The sequence below is a fragment of the Streptomyces achromogenes genome, from assembly GCF_030816715.1.
GTDB lineage: Bacteria > Actinomycetota > Actinomycetes > Streptomycetales > Streptomycetaceae > Streptomyces > Streptomyces achromogenes_A.
In genome coordinates this window covers 4,118,326-4,139,344 of record NZ_JAUSYH010000001.1, presented here as the reverse complement: position 1 = coordinate 4,139,344, position 21,019 = coordinate 4,118,326, and the positions used below count along the sequence as shown (strand labels likewise).

The 21,019-nt window shown below is 72.1% G+C and carries 19 protein-coding genes and 1 pseudogene; 12 read left to right on the top strand and 8 right to left on the bottom strand.

Annotation, left to right across the window (positions count from 1 at the left end; genetic code table 11):
• Positions 1-65 precede the first annotated feature (65 nt).
• From QF032_RS18455 to QF032_RS18440, 4 genes are all read left to right on the top strand, one after another.
• On the top strand, positions 66-938 hold the full coding sequence (locus QF032_RS18455; RefSeq protein ID WP_307044076.1) for a winged helix-turn-helix domain-containing protein: 873 nt from the start codon (positions 66-68) through the stop codon (positions 936-938).
• Between the two features lie 281 nt (positions 939-1,219).
• Positions 1,220-3,319 (top strand): aminoglycoside phosphotransferase family protein, encoded by a 2,100-nt coding sequence (locus tag QF032_RS18450; RefSeq protein WP_307056626.1) that lies wholly within the window; start codon positions 1,220-1,222, stop codon positions 3,317-3,319.
• A gap of 155 nt (positions 3,320-3,474) precedes the next feature.
• Positions 3,475-4,122, top strand: coding sequence for a TetR/AcrR family transcriptional regulator (locus QF032_RS18445; protein ID WP_307056625.1), 648 nt, complete (start codon positions 3,475-3,477; stop codon positions 4,120-4,122).
• Positions 4,123-4,178: 56 nt separating this feature from the next.
• Positions 4,179-6,269 (top strand): HelD family protein, encoded by a 2,091-nt coding sequence (locus tag QF032_RS18440; protein ID WP_307044071.1) that lies wholly within the window; start codon positions 4,179-4,181, stop codon positions 6,267-6,269.
• 111 nt (positions 6,270-6,380) lie between these two features.
• On the opposite strand, the gene QF032_RS18435 is transcribed toward QF032_RS18440, so the two are convergent.
• Positions 6,381-6,857, bottom strand: a complete 477-nt coding sequence (locus QF032_RS18435; protein ID WP_307044069.1) for an SRPBCC family protein — start codon at positions 6,855-6,857, stop codon at positions 6,381-6,383.
• A gap of 152 nt (positions 6,858-7,009) precedes the next feature.
• Positions 7,010-7,702, bottom strand: coding sequence for a TetR/AcrR family transcriptional regulator (locus QF032_RS18430; RefSeq protein ID WP_307044067.1), 693 nt, complete (start codon positions 7,700-7,702; stop codon positions 7,010-7,012).
• A 53-nt stretch (positions 7,703-7,755) separates the two neighbouring features.
• On the opposite strand from QF032_RS18430, the gene QF032_RS18425 reads away from it, so the two are divergent.
• The 4 genes from QF032_RS18425 (at position 7,756) to QF032_RS18410 (ending at position 10,836) form a co-directional block, all read left to right on the top strand.
• Positions 7,756-8,874 (top strand): FAD-dependent oxidoreductase, encoded by a 1,119-nt coding sequence (locus tag QF032_RS18425; RefSeq protein WP_307044065.1) that lies wholly within the window; start codon positions 7,756-7,758, stop codon positions 8,872-8,874.
• A gap of 185 nt (positions 8,875-9,059) precedes the next feature.
• Complete coding sequence (locus QF032_RS18420) at positions 9,060-9,488, top strand: helix-turn-helix domain-containing protein (RefSeq protein ID WP_307044063.1); 429 nt, start codon at positions 9,060-9,062, stop codon at positions 9,486-9,488.
• Positions 9,489-9,620: 132 nt separating this feature from the next.
• Positions 9,621-10,319: a hypothetical protein gene (locus QF032_RS18415; protein WP_306951021.1), complete on the top strand. Its 699-nt coding sequence runs from the start codon at positions 9,621-9,623 to the stop codon at positions 10,317-10,319.
• A gap of 181 nt (positions 10,320-10,500) precedes the next feature.
• Entirely contained in the window at positions 10,501-10,836 is a 336-nt protein-coding gene (locus tag QF032_RS18410) for a DUF2516 family protein (protein WP_373430479.1), read from the top strand.
• 105 nt (positions 10,837-10,941) lie between these two features.
• Here the strand turns inward: QF032_RS18410 and QF032_RS18405 are convergent, their stop codons facing one another.
• From QF032_RS18405 to QF032_RS18395, 3 genes are all read right to left on the bottom strand, one after another.
• Entirely contained in the window at positions 10,942-12,486 is a 1,545-nt protein-coding gene (locus tag QF032_RS18405; protein ID WP_307044061.1) for a PP2C family protein-serine/threonine phosphatase, read from the bottom strand.
• 307 nt (positions 12,487-12,793) lie between these two features.
• Positions 12,794-13,891: a C40 family peptidase gene (locus QF032_RS18400; RefSeq protein ID WP_307044059.1), complete on the bottom strand. Its 1,098-nt coding sequence runs from the start codon at positions 13,889-13,891 to the stop codon at positions 12,794-12,796.
• A gap of 251 nt (positions 13,892-14,142) precedes the next feature.
• A complete protein-coding gene (locus QF032_RS18395) occupies positions 14,143-14,961 on the bottom strand; it encodes a class I SAM-dependent methyltransferase (protein ID WP_307044057.1) in 819 nt (272 codons plus the stop codon).
• A 206-nt stretch (positions 14,962-15,167) separates the two neighbouring features.
• Between QF032_RS18395 and mshA the strand changes: the two genes are divergently transcribed.
• Both mshA and QF032_RS18385 read left to right on the top strand, forming a co-directional pair.
• Positions 15,168-16,502: a D-inositol-3-phosphate glycosyltransferase gene (mshA, locus tag QF032_RS18390; protein WP_306951030.1), complete on the top strand. Its 1,335-nt coding sequence runs from the start codon at positions 15,168-15,170 to the stop codon at positions 16,500-16,502.
• Entirely contained in the window at positions 16,495-17,019 is a 525-nt protein-coding gene (locus QF032_RS18385; RefSeq protein ID WP_307056623.1) for a YbjN domain-containing protein, read from the top strand. Before mshA ends, QF032_RS18385 begins: the two co-directional genes overlap by 8 nt.
• 82 nt (positions 17,020-17,101) lie before the next feature.
• Here the strand turns inward: QF032_RS18385 and QF032_RS18380 are convergent, their stop codons facing one another.
• The gene (locus tag QF032_RS18380; RefSeq protein WP_307044054.1) at positions 17,102-17,917 is read right to left on the bottom strand and encodes a helix-turn-helix transcriptional regulator; all 816 of its coding nucleotides are present in this window, start codon (positions 17,915-17,917) and stop codon (positions 17,102-17,104) included.
• 49 nt (positions 17,918-17,966) lie between these two features.
• On the opposite strand from QF032_RS18380, the gene QF032_RS18375 reads away from it, so the two are divergent.
• A complete protein-coding gene (locus QF032_RS18375) occupies positions 17,967-18,392 on the top strand; it encodes a DUF2000 domain-containing protein (protein ID WP_307056621.1) in 426 nt (141 codons plus the stop codon).
• Positions 18,393-18,421: 29 nt separating this feature from the next.
• Here the strand turns inward: QF032_RS18375 and QF032_RS18370 are convergent, their stop codons facing one another.
• Positions 18,422-19,738 carry an MDR family MFS transporter gene (locus tag QF032_RS18370; RefSeq protein ID WP_307056619.1) on the bottom strand — a complete coding sequence of 439 codons (1,317 nt, stop codon included), beginning with the start codon at positions 19,736-19,738 and terminating at the stop codon, positions 18,422-18,424.
• A 183-nt stretch (positions 19,739-19,921) separates the two neighbouring features.
• Between QF032_RS18370 and QF032_RS18365 the strand changes: the two genes are divergently transcribed.
• Positions 19,922-20,683 carry a phosphoglyceromutase gene (locus QF032_RS18365; RefSeq protein ID WP_107443310.1) on the top strand — a complete coding sequence of 254 codons (762 nt, stop codon included), beginning with the start codon at positions 19,922-19,924 and terminating at the stop codon, positions 20,681-20,683.
• A gap of 123 nt (positions 20,684-20,806) precedes the next feature.
• Here QF032_RS18365 and QF032_RS18360 read toward each other — a convergent pair.
• Positions 20,807-20,938: pseudogene (locus tag QF032_RS18360) on the bottom strand (site-specific integrase); the annotation flags it as partial.
• Positions 20,939-21,019: the final 81 nt, after the last annotated feature.

Below are 21,019 nucleotides of genomic sequence, written 5' to 3'. Positions count from 1 at the left end.
CGGGTCTGACACAGGACTTGACCGATACTGGTTTGCCATTGGCCGGATGGCGGTACGGTCGCCGTGTGGACGCGCAGCAGAGCGGTGACGGCGGAGGCAGGGAGTTCCATCGGGTCGCCGAGGACCTGCGGGCCCGGATGACGGACGGCACCTATTCGCTGCGCTCCTTCCTGCCCTCCCAGCGGGACCTGGCCGAGGAGTACGGGGTCTCCCGCGACACCGTGCAGCGCGTGCTGCGGGAACTGGCCAACGAGGGCTGGATCGAGTCCCGCCAGGGCAGCGGCTCCCGGGTGATCAAGATTCAGCGGATTCACTCGTCGACGCCCAGAGCCACCCGGCTGCGCCACGGCGCGACGCTGGGTCCGCTGCTCAGCGAGGCGTTCGAACAGCCCGACGTCACCGTGGACGTCTACACGCTGACGTCCGAATCGCTGGACGCGCACATCAGGCTGCAGGCCGAGCGGATCCGCGGCGGCTCGATAGCCCCCAGGCGCATCGGCCTGCGCATGATCCTCCCCTCCCGGGACCTCGACCTGCCCTATCCACGGGTCAAGGACGACAGGAACGACGACCGTCTGCGCAACCGGCTGCACGACATCACCGACCGTCACACGGACTCGCTGCGCGGAGTGCTGAAGGACCTGAAGACGGAGAAGTACGTGTCCGCGGTCGACGTCCGGATCCGGCACGCGCCGCTGACGCCGGCCTTCAAGCTGTACCTGCTGAACGGCACGGAGGCCCTGCACGGCCCCTACGAGGTGATCCAGCGGCAGATCGAACTGGATTCCGGCGAAGAGATCACCGCCCTGGACGTGCTGGGCCTCGGCGCCACCCTCACCCACCATGTGAAGGACACGGACCCGAACTCGCCGGGCACGGTCTTCGTCGACACCTGGCAGGCATGGTTCGACTCCGTGTGGAACTTTCTCGCCGAATAGCCACGGTGGCTGCGCTAACATGCCTCAATCGCGCGAGCAATCGCTCCCGTCCATACGTATGAGACGGCGAACCAGCCAGTCTCGGACGGCCTGACGTGGATGAGTGGCGCACCACCCATTGGCTCACTTGCATCGCTTCGGTCGTGCGGCACCTTTACGTTTGCCCTAAACATGCCCAGCGCGAATCTCCGGAGCGGCCAGTGGTCGACCACCTTGTTCCCCCTCGTCAGCTCGGGGAACGAGCCGCTCAGGGAGCACTGCGGGCTTTCTTCAAGGCCGCCGTGTCGACCCGGGAGTCCAGCGGCCACCACAATCGCAACTACGTGCTGCCGCTGACGGATGACGTCGCCCCGCTCGTGGGCCGCGCCCCCGGCACCTCGGTGGTCGTGCGCACCCGGCGCTCCGACGCGCTGCCGGTGGTGATCAGGACCTGGCAGGACGAGGCGGCCATCCTGAAAGCCGTCCAGGGCGTCCTGCCGCACGCGCCGGAATGCCTGGTCAAAGCGCACGGCTACGCCCTTCACAGCTATGTGGAGGGCGTTCCGCTCTCCACCGTCTGCGGAAACGGTAAGCCTGTCGACACCCTGCTGCTCAGGGCGCTCGCCGGTCTCCTGGGACAGATGACCCAGGTGCGGCGGCAGGCCCTGCCGCCGCTGCCGGGTTCCTGGCCTGCCAACCACACTGACGGCCAGGGCTTCCTGAAGACCTTGGCCCACTGCGCCGACGAACAGATCCGCAAGCCCAACTGGGCCGAGTTCGGCGGTCTGTTCAAGGCGCTGGGCATCTCCGACGACGCCCTGCTCCGCTTCGCCGAGCGAGTGCCCGCGATGACCCGGCGGCCGTACAGCCTGCTCCACGCGGATCTGCACCGGGACAACGTGATCGTGTCGTACGACGGCGCACCGCCCCTGGTCTGCGTCGACTGGGAGCTGGCGACCTGGGGAGACCCGCTGCACGACCTCGCCACACATCTGGTGCGCATGCACTACCCGGATCACCAGTGGGAGGAGGTGATCGACGCGTGGGCGGAGGCCATCTGCCGTTTCCGGCCCGGCGCCGCCAAGGGTTACGGCAAGGATCTGCGCCACTATCTGGCCTTCGAGCGGGCCCAGTCGGTCTATCCGGACGTGATGCGTGCCGCGCGGTCGCTGCAGGAGTCGTGCACCGGCAAGAGCCTCGACGAGGCGACGGTGGAGGTGCGCCGGGCGCTGATCGCGGCGGAGGAGCCACTGCGACTGCGGAACGTCCCGGCGGAGGGCGAGATCGGACGTGCGCTGTTCCGGTGGCGGGTGTCGCGGCGCGACAGGGTGGTGAGCGACCAGGACTGGAGCAGGAAGGCCTTCGGCTGGACGCCGGATCCGCGCCTTCCCGAGAACCCCCGCTTCCCGGGGTCCGCTGTGCTGGAGGCACTGGCCGTGGAGGGAGCAGCTCCGGCGCACCGGGTCTTCAAGGGAACCGCGCACCTCAACTCGGTGGTCCTGGTGCAGGGCATGCGGACTCCTGTGGTCGTGCGGCGCAAACTGCCGGACGTCTCGCGCCGGGAGCCCAGATACCTGAGTGAGCATGTCGTCCTGCAGGCGATCCAGAAGTCGCGCGTCCGGGTGGCGGCGCCCGAGGTCCTTGCGCTGGGGACGAGCTACCCGGACGACCAGCTCAGCATCCACACCTACGAGGGCACCCATATCGACCGGCCCCCCGTCCACCCGGTGGACGGCCTGCGGCCGCACGAGGCGGACGCGCTGGTCGACCAGTTGTGCGAACTGGCCCGGGTGGACCATGTGTTGATCGACCCGCAGGCCGGGCACGTCGACTTCTGCGAGTGGCTGAAGGAACAGCTGGTCGGTCTGGTCCGGGACCTGCCGAAGAAGTCGCTGCAACTGGCCCGCACGCTGGGGCTGCCCGACGAGCAGCGCCTTCGGGAAATCCTTTTCCGCCACCGGGTGAGCCGTCGCGCGCCGGCGCTGCTGCACGGCGACCTCAACCCCTGGAACCTGGTGCGCCGCGACGACGCCTTGGCGCTGACGATCATCGACTGGGAGATGGCCCTGGTCGGCGATCCGCTCTACGACCTGGTCCGGCACATGCACCTGACCCCCACGAGACCGGAGATCAGGGAACGGATGTTCCTGCGGTGGCAACGGCAGCTGGCACCGGAGTACACCAGGGACTCGGAGAAGGACTGGACCGTATACCGCCGGATCGAGGTCATCCGTTCTGCGTACATCGATCTCGACCGTCTCGCGACAGGGTCGGGCCTGGACGCCCCCAACGTCCGCCGGGCCGTCAACTCCTACGCCGACACCCTCGCGACCGCCATCGCTTCCCTCGGCCTCTCTCTCCCGGCGGCCGCGAACCCCTATCTTGCCCGGGCCCTGGCCTAGGGCGACCATGGTCTGTTCGTGCGTCGAACACGGTTCGGGCCAGGGTCAGTTGACGCCCGGCGTCGCCGCGTCCCCGCGTCCCGGCCGGTGCTGCTGCGCGGCGCCGGAAAGGTGATCCCGGCGGACGGCTCGGCGCCGCCCCGTACGCTCCTCCCATGAGTGCGACCGGGCTGCGTGAGCGCAAGAGGCAGCGGATGTACAGGGCCGTGTCGGAGGTCGCCGTCCGGCTCTTTCTCGAGCGCGGCTTCGACGCGGTGTCCGTCGCCGAGGTGGCCGCCGCGGCCGAGATCTCCAAGCCGACCCTGTTCCGGTACTTCCCGACCAAGGAGGATCTGGTCCTGCACCAGATCGCCGATCACGAGGGGGAGGCGGCACGCGTCGTCGCCGGGGCGCGCGCCGAGGGGGTCGCGCCGCTCGTCGCCCTGCGCCGGCACTTCCTCGACGGGCTGGCCGCCGAGGACCCCGTCACCGGCCTCAACGACCACCCGCACGTGCGGGCCTTCTACGACCTCCTCTACGGCACCCCCTCCCTCGTCGCCCGGCTGCACGGCTATCTGGAGCGTTCGGAGGCGGCCCTCGCCGAGGCCCTCGCGGACGACCTGCCCACCGCCCTCGACGCCCGGCTGGCGGCCGGCCAGATCATCGCCGTCCGACGGATCCTCGCCGAGTACACCTGGCGCCGGGTCGCGGCGGGCGAGCGGCTGGAGGATGTGCGGGGGGACGCGGTGGCCGCGGCCGAGCGGGCCTTCGGCATGTTGGAAACGGGGCTGCCGCAACTCGCCCGTACCTCCCTTGCCGAATAGATAACGTGACCACATAAAAAATGTAACCGGGTAACGCTTTTCGGTATCCTCGCCGTATGACGGCACCCGACCTCGACACCGCCCTTCACGCCGAACGTGCCCACCACGACGCCTGCCGGGCCGCCTTCGCCGCCATGGTCGCGGGCGCCGACCTCCAGGTGGCCACCGGCGAGGACGTCTCCGCCTCCGGCGCCGACGCCGAAGTCCTCGGCTACCAGCTGCGCAGCCATGCCAAAGCCCTGCACGAACTGCCGGAAGGCCCGCTGTTCTTCGGTCGGCTCGACTTCGCGCACGGCACGGGCGGCGCGCACGAGGGCCTCGCCCACCACATCGGACGGCTCCGCGTCAGCGAGCACCCGGCCGCCCCGCCGCTCGTCGTCGACTGGCGCGCCCCCGTCTCCCGCGCCTTCTACCAGGCGAGCGTCCGCGACCCGCAGGGCGTGGCCGTACGGCGACGGTTCGGCTGGGCCCTGGGCAGCCGGGGCGACTCCGCCGACCTGACGGGCCTGGAGGACGAACGGCTGGACGGGGGCAGCGGGAACGCGAGCGGGGGCGGCGTGAACCCGAGCGCCGGCGTCGGCGGGCCGGGCGGCGGCATCGTCGCGCGCGAGATCGAACGCCCCCGGGTGGGCCCCATGCGGGACATCGCCGCGACCATCCAGCCCGAGCAGGACGACCTCGTGCGCGGGGACCTCGCCGTATCGGTGTGCGTGCAGGGCGCCCCCGGCACCGGCAAGACCGCGGTCGGCCTGCACCGGGCGGCCTATCTCCTCTACACCCACCCGCGCCGCATCCGGCGCGGCGGTCTGCTGATCCTGGGCCCCCACCGCGCCTTCCTCTCCTACATCGCCGAGGTGCTCCCCTCCCTCGGTGAGACCGGCGTCCGCCAGTCGACGCTCCAGGACGAGATCGCCGCCGGCCACCGGCTGACCGGCACCGACCCCGAGCGGACCGCCGCCGTCAAGCACGACCCGCGGATGGCCGAGGTGCTGCGGCGGGCCGTGTACGGACGGGTGGCGGCCGACCGCGCCGAGGACCTGCACATCCCGGAGGGCTCCGGTCACCGGCGCATCGCCGGCCGGGTGCTGACGGAGATCGTCGCCACCGTGCTGGCCGAGGAGCCGCCCTACGACACCGGCCGTGAGCGGGTACGGGCCCGGATCGTGCGCCGGATCCAGGAACAGGTGGAACGCCGCAGCGGGCCCCGTCCGGCCTCCTGGACGCGCCGGATCGAACGGGCCGCGCCGGTGAGCGCCTGCGTGGAGAGGGTGTGGCCGAAGGCGCGGCCGGCGGAGGTGCTGGCCCGGCTCCTCACCGACCCGCAGGAACTGGCCCGGGCCGCGGACGGCCTCCTGGACCCCGACGAACAGCGGGCCCTGCACTGGCCGCGCCCGCCCCGCACCCCGAAGTCGGCACGCTGGTCGGCCGCCGACCTCGTCCTCCTCGACGAGATCGCCGGCCTGCTGGACCATCCACGGGGATACGGTCATGTCGTCGTCGACGAGGCCCAGGACCTCTCGCCGATGGAGTGCCGGGCCGTCGCCCGCCGGGTCCGCTTCGGCTCGCTCACGGTCCTCGGCGACCTGGCCCAGGGCACCACGGACTGGGCGGCGTCCTCCTGGCAGGTCCAGCTGACCCACCTGGGCAAGCCGGACGCCACGATCGTGCCGCTGACCACGGGCTTCCGCGTCCCGGCCGCCGTGCTCGCCCTCGCGGACCGCCTCCTGGACCGCCTCGACGCCGAGGTGCCCCGGGCCCGCTCCCTGCGCCGGGACGGCGCACTGCGCGTGCGGCGGGCCGACGGCGACCTCCCGTCCGCGGTCGCCGCCGCCGTCCGCGACGCGCTCACCCACGAGGGCTCGGTCGGCGTCATCGCCGCGGACTCCCAGGCCGACGCGATCCGTGAGGCCCTCACCGCGTCCGGCGTCCCGGCCGCCGGCCCGCAGGACCCGCCCGCCCGGGTGACGGTGGTCCCCGCGACCCTCGTCAAGGGCCTGGAGTACGACCACGTCGTCGCCGTCGAACCGGCGGCCGTCGCGGAGTCGGAGCACCGCGGCCTGAACCGCCTCTACGTGGTCCTCACCCGCGCGGTCTCCCGCCTGGACGTGGTGCACGAACGGGCCCTGCCGTGGGAGGCGGAGGGCTGACGGGCCCTGCCGTGGGAGGGGCGGTGAGGCGGGCGGGGCGGGCCGTCAGGTGGCGGGCAGCCGCGGTGGGCTTCACGAGCAGAGCCGCCTCTCCGTCGGTCTGTCGATCCGTCAGGCCGTCACGGTTTGCCTCAGCCGCAGCAGCGTGGTGCGCATGCCAGCCCGGTTGGCCGCCGCACGGGCCTCGGGGCGGGTGCCGGTGAACAGGAGTCCGAGCAGCTCCGTGACGCGCGAACCGGCCCCGCTCCGCAGGTCCTGCCAGTACTCGGTGACGAGGGTCCCGTCACCCTCCGGCTCGAGCCGGTAGCCCCACAGGGCCACGGGCAGGCCGAAGGTGCTGACCCGGAACGCGAACTCGTGGGGCGCGTCGGCCACGGTGACCCGGCAGGTCGTGAACCACACGAGAAGGCCCTTGCGGTTGAACCCCACGAATCCGGTTCCTTCGCGTGCCGTCGTGCCGCGATGCCACACGTAGAAGCATTCCGGGCTCCATCTGCCCATGTTCCGCAGATGGGACAGCGCCGCGTACACCTCTGCGCGGGGAGCGTCGACGACGATGCTTTCCTGCAGTTCCCACAGGCGTGCCACAGGGTTACTCCCGATAGGTCTCTGGATGTGCGGTGCGGGGAAAGGGGTTCCGGTCCAAGACCGCGCGGCCTGTGGTGGCATGGACCGCGCGGCCTGTGGTGGCACTACCGTCCGAAACCCGAGCCCCGCGCGGATTCGGCCGGAGCCGGGCGTCACGCCGGCGGCCGGGCGAGTTTGGCGGCCACGGCGTCGAGAACCCAGTCCAGGCCGGTCGCGAACGTTGCCTCGGCGTCCATGTCCGTGCCGTCGTGCACGGCCTTGGCCAGCGCCGGGAAGCGGCCTGTGGCCAGCATTCTCGTGACATGCGGCCCGGAGGCGCGCTGCCAGTCGCGCTTGGACAGGCCCGTGGCACGCTCGGCCCGCAGGTTCGCGATCTCGCGCCTGATCGCGCCGGTGAAGTAGGCGCTGACGGTCTCCACCGCCCGCATGACGGTGTCGACGTCGGCGAGGCCGTCGAGGGCGGCCAGCGTGGCCTCGGTCACGGCGAGGCCGTTCGGGCCCAGGGCCGGGCGGCCGCCGAGCAGGTCGGCCAGCCATTCGTGACGGAGAGCGGCCCGCCTGGTGCGGTGAGCGAGGACGCGCAGTGTCTCCCGCCAGTCGCCGGGCTTCTCCTCGGGGAGGATCTCGGCCTGGACCTCGTCCACCATGAGGTCGAACAACTCCTCCTTGGTGGAGATGTATCCGTACAGCCGCATCGGGCCGGCGTTCAGCCGGGCGGCGACCTTGCGGAGGGACACCGCCTCCAGGCCGCCCGCGTCGGCCAGCGCGACGGCGGCGGCGACGATCCGCTCCCGGTCGAGCGGCACGGGTCGAGTCGGCGGCTCCGGCCGGTCCCACACAGTCATGGTCACACCGTACTCTTGCGATACATCGTCATGTGTCAATACAGTGTATCGGCATGAGACATCGCATCGCAGTGGTCGGCGGGGGTCCCGGCGGCCTCACCCTCGCCCGCGTCCTGCACCGCCATGGTCACCCGGTCACCGTCCTCGAACGCGACCCCGCCCCCGACGCCCGCCCCCCGGGCGGCACGCTGGACCTGCACGCAGGGCTGGGCCAGCTCGCATTGGACAAGGCGGGGCTGATGGCGGAGTTCCAGGAGCTGTCCCGTTCCGAGGGGCAGGCCATGCGCATCCTGGACACGACCGGGACCGTCCTGCGCGACTGGCGACCCCGTCCGGACGACCGGGCCAACCCCGAGATCGACCGCGGGCAACTCCGTGACCTGCTGCTCGGCCCGCTCGACGTCCAGTGGGGGCGGGGCGTGACGCAGGTGGTGCCAGGGACCGGGGACGGCGTACGGGTCCATTTCACGGACGGGCGACAGGAGACGTTCGACCTCGTGGTCGGCGCTGACGGCGCCTGGTCCCGAGTCCGCCCGGCGGTCTCGCCGGTGACGCCGCACTACACCGGCGTCACCACGGTCGAGACCTCCCTCGACGACGTCGACACCCGGCATCCCGACCTCGCCCGGCTGATCGGCGACGGTTCCGTGGCCGTGTACGGCGTGAACCGCTCCCTCGTCGCCCAGCGCAACAGCGGCGGCCACGTCAAGGTGTACGCCAAGTTCCGCGCGTCGCTGGACTGGCACACGAACCTGGACACGGCCGACGCCGTGGCCGTGCGCTCGAGCCTGCTGGCCCTGTTCGACGGCTGGGCCGCTCCCGTCCTCGACCTCCTCCACCGCGGCACCGTGTTCGTCCACCGCCCCCTTCACATCCTGCCCGTGTCCCACACCTGGACCCATGTCCCCGGGGTGACGCTGCTGGGCGACGCCGCCCACCTGATGCCGCCGTTGGGGGCGGGCGCGAACCTCGCGATGCTGGAAGGCGCCGAACTCGCGGAGTCCATCGCCGCCGGCCCCGAGGATCTGGACGACGCCGTCCGCGCCTTCGAGGAACGGATGTGGGAGCGGGCCGGAAGGTGGGCGAAGATCACGACGGCAGGCCTGGAGCGCCTCGTGAGCCCGGACCCCGCCGAAGCCCTCGCCTTCTTCGACCAGGTCCAGCCATCCTGACCGCCCAACGCGAGAGCGCTGTCCGTTCCCAGAAAAGCTGAGCGATCACGGTTCCCTGCCTGGCCGGGTCACCGTCTCCGCGGACAGCCGGGCAGCGAGTGGGTCGTCGTTGGCGCGGAGTGACACGGCGCACTTTTGCAAGCAGGTGCTTGCAATAGTTAGCGGGGGTGGTGCAAGGTGGAGGCATGGCATCGCTCAACGTCGGCAATCTCGGTGACTACCTGCGCGAGCAGCGGCGCAACGCGCAGCTGTCGCTCCGGCAGCTCGCCGACGCCGCCGGGGTGTCCAATCCGTATCTGAGCCAGATCGAGCGCGGGCTGCGCAAGCCGAGCGCGGAGGTGCTGCAGCAGGTCGCCAAGGCCCTGCGGATCTCCGCCGAGACGCTGTACGTGCGGGCCGGCATCCTCGACGCGGAGCGGGACCGGGACGAGGTCGAGACCCGGGCGGTCATCCTCGCCGATCCCACCCTGACCGAGGGCCAGAAGCAGGCGCTGCTCCAGATCTACGAGTCCTTCCGCAGGGAGAACGGGATCGGGAGCGACGACGGCCGCGCGGACGGAACGGGCCTCGGGGCCCACGGAGGCGACGTCGACCCGCAGCAGTCGGCCGGCTGACCGGACCAGGGGACCGGCCGCACCGCTGCGGAACCGCACGATCCTCAGCCGAGGACGACGTACTCGGGCGTACTCGGCGCGCACGACCCACAGACGAACACAGACGAATGTGAATCCGGGAGGACCCTCACCATGGCCATCACCGACGACCTGCGCAAGACCTTCAGCGACCCGACTCCGCTCTACTTCGCCGCGGGCACCGCCGACCTGGCTCTCCAGCAGGCGAAGAAGGTGCCGGGTCTGGTGGAGCAGCTGCGCACCGAGGCCCCGGCGCGTTTCGAGGCCGTCCGCAACACCGACCCGAAGTCCGTGCAGGAGAAGGCCAACGCCCGCGCCAAGGAGGCGACGGCCCGCGCCAAGGAGGCGACCGCCCGCGCCAAGGAGGCGCAGGAGTCCCTCCAGGCCAAGGTCACCGACTTCATCAGCACCCTCGACGGTGACATCAAGAAGATCGGCAGCACCCTCGACGCCGACCTGAAGAAGCTCGGCGAGTCCGCCCAGGACCTCGCCCTGCGCGGTGTCGGCGTCGCCGCCGAGTACGCCGTCAAGGCCCGTGAGACCTACGAGAAGGTCGCCGAGCACGGCGAGCAGGCCGTGAAGACCTGGCGTGGCGAGGCCGCCGAGGAGATCGAGGAGCTCGCCATCGCGGTCGAGCCGAACGCCGAGCCGAAGACGGCGCCGAAGCCCGAGCCGGTCCAGCTCCGGACCGACGAGCCGAAGACCGCTCCCGCCGAGGCCCGGTCCGAGACCGCCGCGGCGAAGAAGCCCGTCGCCCGGAAGGCCCCGGTGCGCAAGCCCGCCGCGAAGAAGACGACGCCTCCCGCCAAGTGAGACCGACGGCCGGGACGGACACGGCGGAAGACGACATACGGACACGGGCCGGGCACTGACGAGGTGCCCGGCCCGTTGTGCAGGTAGCGGAAGCGCGGTTGCGGGTACGGTGACCGCGTAGGACACGAGCAGGTCGAGTCCGGGACGAGACGCGTCGAATCAGGTGGTGGGCGTTGTGCTGATGGCAGGCTTCGCGGGGCTGATGTGGCTGCTCTACCTCGCCATGTTGGCTTTCGCCGTGGTGGCACTGGTGATGGCCGCGCTGTTCCGTGACGACGCGTACCGCGCCGCCGACAAGCAGAACAAGGGCTTCTGGCTGATCATCCTCGGCATCGCGGTCGCGGTGAACCTTCTGGTGCCGATGCTCTTCCTGCAGCTCGCGGGCCTCGTCGCCTCGATCGTCTTCTTCGTGGACGTCCGTCCGGCCCTCCGGCAGGTCTCGGGCGGCGGCTGGGGCCGCCGGCGCGGCGGAAGCAGCAGCGACGGCCCGTACGGCCCGTACAACGGCGGACGCTAGGGCGGTCCCGCGCCGGGCACCACGCACCACGCGCGGCAGCAGCCGCGGTAGTGGGCGCGCGGCGCGCAGGGTGCCGCGCGGCGGCGCGGCGTGTCCCGCGTCTTCCTACGGCACCCGGTCCAGCAGGACCACCGCGACGTCGTCCGTCAGCTCGCCCCCGTTGAGCTCGCGCACCTCGCTCACCGCGGCGCGCAGCAGCGCCTCCCCGCTGAGCCCCTCGGCGAGCTGGCGGCGGATCATCTCCACCATGCCGTCCTGGCCGAGCCGTTCCCTGCCCTCGCCGATCCGCCCCTCGATGAGGCCGTCGGTGTACAGCATCAGGCTCCACTCCGCGCCCAGCTCGACCTGCATCCGCGGCCAGCGGGCACCCGGCAGCAGGCCGAGCGCGGGGCCGTTGTTGTCGTACGGCAGCAGGCGCGCGGGCCGGTCCGGGCGGGCGATCAGCGGCGCCGGGTGGCCGGCCAGGCACAGGCCCGCCCGGCGGCCGTCGGGCGCGATGTCCACCGTGCACAGCGTCGCGAAGATCTCGTCGTCGTCGCGCTCGTGCTCCAGCACCTGCTGCAGCGTGTTCAGCAGCTGGTCCCCGCACAGGCCCGCCAGGGTCAGCGCCCGCCATGCGATGCGCAGCTCCACGCCGAGCGCGGCCTCGTCCGGGCCGTGCCCGCAGACGTCGCCGATCATGGCGTGCACGGTGCCGTCGGGTGTGCGGACGGTGTCGTAGAAGTCGCCGCCGAGCAGGGCGCGCGAGCGGCCGGGGCGGTAGCGGGCGGCGAACCGCAGCGGGGAGCCCTCCAGCAGCGGCGTGGGCAGCAGGCCGCGCTCCAGGCGGGCGTTCTCCTGCGCGCGCAGTTTGCCCTCGGCGAGCCGCCGCTCGGCCGTGTCGGAACGTTTCCGCTCCACCGCGTACCGGATCGCGCGGCTCAGCAGACGGCCGTCCAGCTCGTCCTTGAAGAGGTAGTCCTGTGCGCCCACGCGCACGGCCTCGGCGCCGCGCTCGGCGTCGCCGGAGGCGGTGAGCGCGAGCACGGCGTGCCGAGGAGCGAGCCGCAGCACGTGCCGCAGCACGGCGAGCTCGTCGTCACCGGCGGCCGCGGCCGTGCGGCCCGGCACGGGCAGCGCGATGTCGAGCAGGATGCAGTGCACGTCGTCGGTGAGCAGCCGCTCGGCCTCGGTGAGGTTGCGGGCGGTGCGGACCCGGATCGGCCTGCCGTCCGAGTCGGGCAGGTCGCGGAAGATCGGCGCGGCCGTGGGGTCGTCCTCGATCAGCAGCAGCGTGAGGGGAGTGTGCGCGGCGCCCGCCGTGGTCGCGGCCGCACCCGGAGCGGTGACGCCGGTCACGGCGACGCCGGGCGCGCTGACGCCTGCGGTGTTCACGCCAGGGTGGACGCCGTCCGCGGGCGCAACGTTGAGCGCTCCGTCACGCGTGTTCCGGTGCGCGCCGGCCTGCGGGTGCGGGTGTGCTCCGTCGCGCGCGGCGTGGTGCGCGCCGGAGGGGACGGTGTCGTTCGCCACCGTCGTCTCGTGGCGGCAGGCTTGCTCTTCCCCGCGACCGGCTTCTTCCTCGGAGGGGCCGCCGACTGCGGGCACGGCCTGCGCCTGACCACTTTCCACGGCCGGGATCGCTCTCTGCCGCGGTACGGGTACGGGCATCGTCTTGGATTCCTTCCCTCCCCCCGAGGGCATGGCGGGGGCGAGGGACCTCGACCCACCGACGGGGACCATAGCGGCAGAAGGCGTCGCAGCGGAATGGCGTACGGCACGCCGCTTGATCTCTGGCCCCTGTCATATGCCGCGATCCCTACCGCAGTTGGACAGGCCGGCCCCCGGGAGGGGATGACGAACGTCACGTCGCCCCCGGCTCGACACACCTGAGCGGCCACAGAAGTGCCCTGGGTCACACCAATGAGGTCGCGCGCGGTCGGACGGACGAGGCCACGCACGGCTCAGGCGGGCGAGGTCACGCGTCCGGCCGGACCACCCCGAGGATCGGCATCGTGCCCGCGCCCGCGAGCGTGACCGTGCGGCCCGGGCGCGGGGCGTGGATGATCGCGCCGTCGCCCACGTACATCGCGACGTGGCTGGCGTCGCCGAAGTAGATGATCAGGTCGCCGGGGCGCATGTCCTGGACGGCGACGTGCGGCAACTGCTTCCACTGCTCCTGCGAGGTGCGGGGTATCGGCCGTCCGGCGCTCTTCCAGGCCTCGGAGGTCAGGCCTGAGCAGTCGAAGCTCCTCGGTCCCTCGGCGCCCCACACGTACGGCTTGCCCATCTGCGCGGTGGCGAACCGCACGGCCGCCTTGCCCTGTACGGACGCCGCGCTGTCGATCTCCTTGAGGATGCCGGTGTCCAGCCAGGCGGTCTGCGCCTTCTGTGCGACCTGCGCCTCCAGTTGCTCGAGGCGCTCCTTCTCCTTCTTCTCCAGCCGGGACTCGAGCTTCTCCGCCGCGGCGATCTGCTTCTCGATCTTCTTCTGGGCCGCCGCCTTGGTCTTGCGGCCCGCCTCCAGCTTCTGCCACTGGGCGGAGGCGTCCTTGGAGTACTGCTCCAAGTCCTGCTGGACCTGCGTCAGCTGGCCGATCAGACCCTTGGTCGCGCGCTGGCCCTGGCGGACCCGGCCCGCGCCGTCGAGGAACTCCGACGGGTCGTCGCTCAGCACCAGCTGTGCCTCGTCGGGCAGGCCGCCCGTGCGGTACTGGGCGCGGGCGGCGGCGCCCGCGCGGTCCTTGAGGTCGTCCAGCTTCTTCTGGCCCGCGACGATCTTCTTGGCCAGCTCGACGATCTCCGCGGACTGCTTCTGCGCCGCCTCCTCGGCCGCGTTGTAGGCGTCGGTCGCCACCGCGGCGTCGTGGTACAGCGCTTCGAGCTGGGTGCGGACGGCCTCGAGGTCCTTGTTGGTGGCGGTCGAGGGAAGCGCGGGGGTCGACGAACCCGCCGACGGCGCAGGCGTCGGCGGGGGGTTCGGGCTGGCGAACGCCGCGCCGGGCGCCCCCAGCACGGAGACCGCGCAGACCACGGTCACAGCTGCGGCGAGCAGGCCGCGCTTCCCCGTTCCCATACCGCGTCCCCCATGTGTGATTAACCGTCAGTAACTTAGGCGCTCGGGGGATCGTGCCACGTCACGGCCGAAAACGACAGAGGTGATGACGGAACCGGCATCGGCAGTCCTTCCCCTCCCGCCCGCCCCGACATTCGCTCTCCCCGCCTGTGTGACGAACGACTCACGGAGATCGTTCCCGGGTGGTCGCCGGGTGGTCGCCGGGTGGTCGCCGGGTGGTCGCCGGGTGGTTCGCCCGGAGGCAAGGGCTGTCAGTCCCGCGGCGCCAACGCCGCCCAGCGCACCGTCACTTCGCCCTGTCGCCAGCGCGTCGGCCCGTCCGTCACCGGCCAGTCGGCCGTCAGGTCCCGTACCGCGCGCATCCACCGCTGCCGGGCGCCGTACGACGCGAACGGCGCGGCGGCCGCCCAGGCGCGGTCGAAGTCGCGCAGGAAGGCGTGCACGGGCTCGCCCGGGACGTTGCGGTGGATCAGGGCCTTGGGCAGCCGCTCCGCGAGATCCGAGGGCCGTTGCAGGGAGCCCAGCCGGGTCGCGAAGGTGACCGTGCGGGGGCCTTCCGGTCCCAGCGCCACCCACACGTGCCGGCGCCCGATCTCGTCACAGGTCCCCTCGACGAGCAGGCCGCCGCGGAACCCGGTCGCCGCCTCGGCCGGCGCGAGCCGCGCGCACAGCCGCCGCCAGACCGCGGCGACCTCGCCCTCGTCGTACTGGCGCAGCACGTTGGCGGCGCGCACCAGGTGCGGCCGCCGGGAGACCGGGATCTCGAACCCTCCGTGCCGGAAGGCCAGCCCCTCGCGCTCGTACGGCCGCGCGGCCGCCACTCGGGCCGGTTCGATCTCGACGCCCACGACACGCGCGCGTGGCGCGACTGAGCGCAGTCGCCCCAGCAGTTCGACGGCGGTCCAGGGCGCGGCCCCGTAACCGAGGTCGACGGCGACGGGATCGGCGGCCCGGCGCAGGTCGGGGCCGTGCGTCGCGGCGATCCAGCGGTCCATGCGGCGCAGCCGGTTGGGGTTCGTCGTGCCGCGCGTGACCGTGCCCACGGGGCGGTTCGGGGCGCGGGACGTCATGCGTATGAGGGTATGCGGTGCGGCCGTGCGGGATTCCCGCACGCAGAACGTCGTCGAACGGTTGAGCGATCTATGGTAATGGCTGGGCAAAAAACGCCGCGGTCGCGGAACACGCCGGAATGGGAATGTGCCCGTCCGGGTTGCAGCTCCGTGGAGGGCGCCCCACACCCTCCCTCAGGCATGCCCGCAGCGAGGAGGACCGCCACGTGAGCTACGTCAACAAGCTCGGGCGTCGCTCTCAGACCGCGCCGCAGCGGCTCAGGCTCCACCGCCGCCCCCGTCGCGTCGCGATGCTCTCCGTGCACACCTCCCCGCTCCACCAGCCCGGCACCGGCGACGCCGGCGGCATGAACGTCTACATCGTCGAGCTCGCGCAGCGCCTCGCCGCCATCAACATCGAGGTCGAGATCTTCACGCGCGCGACGACCGGCGGCCTGCCGCCCGTCGTCGAGCTGGCCCCCGGGGTCCTCGTCCGGCACGTCGACGCGGGCCCCTACGAAGGCCTCGCCAAGGAGGACCTGCCGGCCCAGCTGTGCGCCTTCACGCACGGTGTGATGCAGGCCTGGGCCGGCCACCGCCCCGGCTACTACGACCTCGTGCACTCGCACTACTGGCTCTCCGGCCATGTGGGCTGGCTGGCCGCCCAGCGCTGGGGCGCCCCGCTCGTGCACGCCATGCACACCATGGCGAAGGTCAAGAACGCCAACCTGGCCGACGGCGACACGCCCGAGCCCGCCGCCCGTGTCATCGGCGAGACCCAGATCGTCGTCGCCGCGGATCGCCTCATCGCCAACACGACGGAGGAGGCCGAGGAGCTCGTCCGCCACTACCACGCCGACCCCGGCAAGGTCGCCGTCGTGCATCCCGGCGTCAACCTCGACCGGTTCCGCCCCGCGGACGGCCGCGCCGCCGCCCGTGCCCGCCTCGGCCTGCCCCAGGACGCCCTGATACCCCTCTTCGCCGGCCGCATCCAGCCGCTGAAGGCTCCGGACGTCCTGCTGCGCGCCGTCGCCGTGCTGCTCGACGAGCGCCCCGAGCTCCGCTCCCGCATCGTCGTGCCGATCGTCGGCGGCCCCAGCGGCAGCGGCCTCGCCAAGCCGGAGGGGTTGCAGAAGCTGGCCGCGCGGCTCGGCGTCGCCGACGTCGTGCGGTTCCGGCCGCCGGTCGGCCAGGACCAGCTCGCGGACTGGTTCCGGGCGGCGTCGCTGCTGGTCGTCCCCTCCTACAGCGAGTCCTTCGGACTGGTCGCCATAGAGGCGCAGGCGGCCGGGACCCCCGTCCTCGCGGCCGCGGTCGGCGGCCTGCCGGTGGCCGTCCGCGACGGCGAGACGGGCTTCCTGGTGCGGGGCCACGACCCGGCCCGCTACGCGCGCGTGCTCGAGCGTTTCGCCGACGGCCCCGAACTCCCCGCCCGCATGGGCGCGGCCGCCGCCGCGCACGCCCAGTCCTTCGGCTGGGACACCGCCGCCGCCGCCACCGCGGACGTCTACGCGGCCGCGGCCCAGGCCCACCGCCGTGGCGTACGCTCCGAGCATGGGTGACGTGGAGAAGACGGCCGCGCAGGTCATCGAGGACTTCCTGAAGGACGCGGAGCTGGAGTGGGAGACCCCGTCGCCCGGGTCCTACGTGGTCCAACTCCCCGGCGCCCGCAAGCTCAAGACGACCGTCTCCCTCATCGTGGGCCGTCACTCCCTCTCCCTGAACGCCTTCGTCGTCCGCCACCCCGACGAGAACGAGTCCGGCGTCCACCGCTGGCTGCTGGAGCGCAACCTCAAGCTGTACGGGATGAGTTACGCCGTCGACCAGCTCGGCGACGTCTACGTCACCGCCCGGCTGCCCCTCGCCGCCGTCACCGCCGACGAGATCGACCGCCTCATGGGTCAGGTCCTCGAGGCGGCCGACGGAGCGTTCAACACGCTGCTGGAGCTCGGGTTCGCGAGCGCCATCCGCCGGGAGTACGAGTGGCGGGTCTCCCGGGGCGAGTCGACACGCAACCTGGACGCCTTCGCCCACCTGACCCGGCGCCCGACCGACCCGGAGGACGCGGCGACCGGCTGACCCCGACCACGCGGGCGGCTGAGCCGGGTGGCCGGCCCGGGTGGGATGAGCCGGGTGGGGGCGAGGCGACGCGGGGCCGCCGTCAGCGGGCGGAGGACTTCCGTCTCTCTCCGCCTCCGTACCGACCCGGCGTGACCCCCACCAACTTGCGGAAGTGCCGGGTGAGATGGGCCTGGTCGTAGAACCCGGCCGCCGCGGCGACCTCGCCCGGCGGCCGCCCGTCCAGCAGGAGCCGACGGGCCAGGTCCACGCGGCGGGCGGTGAGGTACTGGTGCGGGGCGATGCCGTACGCGCCGCTGAACGCCCGCACCAGATGCGCCGGATGCGCCCGCACCAGCCCCGCCGCCTCCTCCAGTGCCAGCCCCTCGACGACCCGCTCGTCGAGCAGTTCGCGCAGGCGGCGGGCCAGGGCGGGATCGCGGCGCGGCGGACCGGCACGCCGCCGGTCCCGCAGATGGACCCGCAGCCGCTCCCCGATCAGCGCCAGCCTGCTGTCGGCCTCCAGCTCGTCCCCGGGCCGCGCGAGCGTGGAGTGCAGCTGCCCCACCCGCCGCCGCAGCACGGGATCACGCAGGTCGGGCGCGTCCACGGCGGCCCCGATGAGGTGCTCGCCGAGCACGCCGCCGTCCAGGTACAGGACCCGCTTGCGGAAGCCGTCCGAGGTGACCGGCGACCCGTTGTGCGGCACGTGCGGCGGCAGCAACGAGACGGTGTCGTGCGGCGTCCCGTGCTCGTGCCGGTCCAGGTCGTAGCGGACGGCGCCGTCATCGACGATGAGCAGCGTCCAGGCCTCGTGGACGTGCATGGGGTAGGCGTATCCGGTGAAGTGGGCGTGGAAGACCTCCACGACGCCCCGTACGGCCGGACGCCAGGCGGAGACCTCCTGCCGGGCTGCCATGCAAAGAACGTACAAGACGGGGACGTCCGCCGATCGGCAGTCTCACCGCATGAACAGTGAACCCATCCGATTCGACACGAAGATCGCCGTCCTGCTGCGCGAGGACCTGGAGACCTGGCAGCGGCTGAACGTCACCGCGTTCCTGGTCAGCGGACTCGGCACAAAGCTCCCCGAGGTGATCGGGGAGCCTTACGAGGACGCGGACGGCGTCCCGTGCCTGCCGATGTTCCGGCAGCCGGTGCTGGTCTTCGAGGGCGCCGAGGAGACCCTGAAGACCGCGCACGCGCGCGTGCTCTCCCGGTCCCTCCCGCGCGCGGTGTTCACGAGCGACCTCTTCACCACCGGCAACGACCGCGACAACCGCGCCGCCGTGCGCGCCGTCCCCACCGGCGAGCTGGACCTGGTCGGGCTGGCCGTGTACGGCCCGAAGAACGCGGTGGACAAGGCCCTGAAGGGGGCGCGGATGCACTCCTGACGGCCGCGAGGGCGCTGCGACCCCACTCGTCAGACGGCGCCGACCTCGGGCTTCGCGGCGCCGACGGGGCTGTCGGTGACCGGGCTGTCGGTGACGGGGGAGGAGGTCCCCGTCGCGTGGCCTGCGTCGGCGGCGACGGACTCCTCGTCCGGCAGCCGCCGCATCAGCACGGCGTACCCGGCGCCCGCCGCCGTCCCGACGACCGCGCACAGCCCCCACAGCCACTCCGCGCCGAACCGGTCGATCACGACACCGGACATCACCGGGGCGATCAGGGACGCCACCGCCCACGACAGCGTGTACATGCCCTGGTAGCGCCCGCGGCCGTGGGTGGGGGAGAGCCGGACGACGATCCCCGTCTGCGTCGGGGCGTTGACGATCTCGGCCAGCGTCCACACGCAGACGGTGAGCGCGAAGACGCCGACCGACCCGGCGAAGGCGGTGAGCCCGAAGCCGTACCCCGCGAGGACCGAGGAGATCACCAGGAGCCGGCGCGGATCGCGGTGCTCGATGAACCGCGTCACGGGGATCTGCAGCACGACGATGAGCACGCCGTTCACGGCGATCGCCATGCCGTAGTCGGCCGGCGTGAACCCGGCCGCGCCCATCGCCACGGGCAGGCCGACGCCGCCCTGCTGGAAGACGAGCGCCACGAGGAACGACAACCCGACGACGCTCATGAACCGTCCGTCGCGCAGGACCGTCCCCAGCCCGACCGAGTCGCCGTCGCGGACGCCCTTGTCCGTCCGCACGGGCCGCGACTCGGGCAGCTTGAGGAAGACGACGACCGCGCAGACCAGCGTCATCCCCGCCTCGAGGAGGAAGCCGGCCCGGTAGCTGACCTCGGCGATGAACCCGGCGGCCATGGACGAGACGGCGAACCCGAGGTTGATGGCCCAGTAGTTCAGCGAGAACGCGCGGACCCGGTCCTCGGGCCGCACGATGTCGGCCATCATCGCCTGCACGGCCGGACGGGAGGCGTTGGAGGCCATCCCGACGAGGAAGGCGACCCCGGCGATGGCGACCGGATGCTCCACGAACCCGAGCAGCGCCACGGAGGCGGCGGTGCAGGTCTGCGCGACGAGCAGCGTGGGCCGCCGTCCGAGCCGGTCCGCCATGACCCCGCCGCCGAGCGACGAGACGACCCCGCCGAGCCCGTGCAGCGAGGCGACGAGCCCGGCGTAGGAGGCGGAGTAGCCGCGGTCGAGGGTCAGGTACAGCGCCATGAAGGTCGCGACGAACGCGCCGAGCCGGTTGACGAGGGTGCTGGTCCACAGCCACCAGAACTCGCGGGGCAGTCCGGAGAGCGTCTCTCGGACGGCACGGTTCAGGACGGCGACAGGCATGGCGGATCCCCCGGATGTAAGCGGCGCAGGCGGCACTCAGAACTTACGAGGGAAGCGGGGGTGAGGCCACTCGATTAACGGAAACCGTCAATCGTCGTCGTCCGCGGCGGCGGTGTGCCCCCGGTATGTCCGCTGTATGAGCGGATGTACGACCGACCGGAGCCGTCGATTACGCTCGGACGCATGGCCGACGCACCGTACAAGCTGATCCTCCTCCGCCACGGCGAGAGCGAGTGGAACGCGAAGAACCTGTTCACCGGCTGGGTGGACGTCAACCTCAACGAGAAGGGCGAGAAGGAGGCGGTCCGCGGTGGCGAACTCCTGAAGGACGCCGACCTCCTGCCCGACGTGGTCCACACGTCCCTCCAGAAGCGCGCGATCCGCACGGCGCAGCTGGCCCTCGAATCCGCCGACCGCCACTGGATCCCGGTCCACCGCTCCTGGCGCCTGAACGAGCGCCACTACGGCGCCCTCCAGGGCAAGGACAAGGCCCAGACCCTCGCGGAGTTCGGCGAGGAGCAGTTCATGCTGTGGCGCCGCTCCTACGACACCCCGCCCCCGGCCCTCGAGGACGGCACGGAGTTCTCCCAGTCGGACGACCCGCGCTACGCGTCGATCCCGCCGGAGCTGCGCCCCCGCACGGAGTGCCTGAAGGACGTCGTCGTCCGCATGCTCCCCTACTGGTACGACGGCATCGTCCCCGACCTCCTCGCCGGCCGCACGGTCCTGGTCGCCGCCCACGGCAACTCCCTGCGCGCCCTGGTCAAGCACCTCGACGGCGTCTCGGACGCCGACATCGCGGGCCTGAACATCCCGACGGGCATCCCCCTCTCCTACGAACTCGACGCCGCCTTCAAGCCCCTCAACCCCGGCGGCACCTACCTCGACCCCGAGGCAGCCGCAGCAGCGATCGAAGCAGTGAAGAACCAGGGCAAGAAGAAGTAACGAGACACCGGCAAGCCCCCGACCTGCGGTTTCCTGGCAGGTCGGGGGCTTTTTGGTGGGCCTGGGCCCTCTGTGGGACCTCAGCGCGGCGGGCCCGGCGGCGGCCGGAGTGCTTGACCGAGAGCCTTGGCGCAAGCCGAAGCCGCCACCCAGGTCGACCATGGCCCGGAACCGCTCGGGCATGCCGGCCCGGACGGCGAAGACCCGTCCCGGTGTCCAGGGAGCAACGCGCCTGTCATCGACGGGTCCGCGGGCTCGGCGGGTGGTGAGGGCGTCAACACCAAGACCAAACGGATCGCGCGCCAAATGCACGGACGAGCAGGTTTCACCCTGCTC

Excerpts from the sequence above, each read along its gene's own strand:
- QF032_RS18375 (WP_307056621.1), top strand. The coding sequence starts at position 17,967 with ATGAACAGTGAACCCATCCGATTCGACACGAAGATCGCCGTCCTGCTG.
- QF032_RS18365 (WP_107443310.1), top strand. The coding sequence starts at position 19,922 with ATGGCCGACGCACCGTACAAGCTGATCCTCCTCCGCCACGGCGAGAGC.
- QF032_RS18400 (WP_307044059.1), bottom strand. The coding sequence starts at position 13,891 with ATGGGAACGGGGAAGCGCGGCCTGCTCGCCGCAGCTGTGACCGTGGTC.
- QF032_RS18445 (WP_307056625.1), top strand. The coding sequence starts at position 3,475 with ATGAGTGCGACCGGGCTGCGTGAGCGCAAGAGGCAGCGGATGTACAGG.
- QF032_RS18385 (WP_307056623.1), top strand. The coding sequence starts at position 16,495 with ATGGGTGACGTGGAGAAGACGGCCGCGCAGGTCATCGAGGACTTCCTG.
- QF032_RS18415 (WP_306951021.1), top strand. The coding sequence starts at position 9,621 with ATGGCCATCACCGACGACCTGCGCAAGACCTTCAGCGACCCGACTCCG.
- QF032_RS18420 (WP_307044063.1), top strand. The coding sequence starts at position 9,060 with ATGGCATCGCTCAACGTCGGCAATCTCGGTGACTACCTGCGCGAGCAG.
- QF032_RS18395 (WP_307044057.1), bottom strand. The coding sequence starts at position 14,961 with ATGACGTCCCGCGCCCCGAACCGCCCCGTGGGCACGGTCACGCGCGGC.
- QF032_RS18425 (WP_307044065.1), top strand. The coding sequence starts at position 7,756 with ATGAGACATCGCATCGCAGTGGTCGGCGGGGGTCCCGGCGGCCTCACC.
- QF032_RS18380 (WP_307044054.1), bottom strand. The coding sequence starts at position 17,917 with ATGGCAGCCCGGCAGGAGGTCTCCGCCTGGCGTCCGGCCGTACGGGGC.
- QF032_RS18410 (WP_373430479.1), top strand. The coding sequence starts at position 10,501 with ATGGCAGGCTTCGCGGGGCTGATGTGGCTGCTCTACCTCGCCATGTTG.
- QF032_RS18430 (WP_307044067.1), bottom strand. The coding sequence starts at position 7,702 with ATGACTGTGTGGGACCGGCCGGAGCCGCCGACTCGACCCGTGCCGCTC.
- QF032_RS18440 (WP_307044071.1), top strand. The coding sequence starts at position 4,179 with ATGACGGCACCCGACCTCGACACCGCCCTTCACGCCGAACGTGCCCAC.
- QF032_RS18405 (WP_307044061.1), bottom strand. The coding sequence starts at position 12,486 with ATGCCCGTACCCGTACCGCGGCAGAGAGCGATCCCGGCCGTGGAAAGT.
- QF032_RS18370 (WP_307056619.1), bottom strand. The coding sequence starts at position 19,738 with ATGCCTGTCGCCGTCCTGAACCGTGCCGTCCGAGAGACGCTCTCCGGA.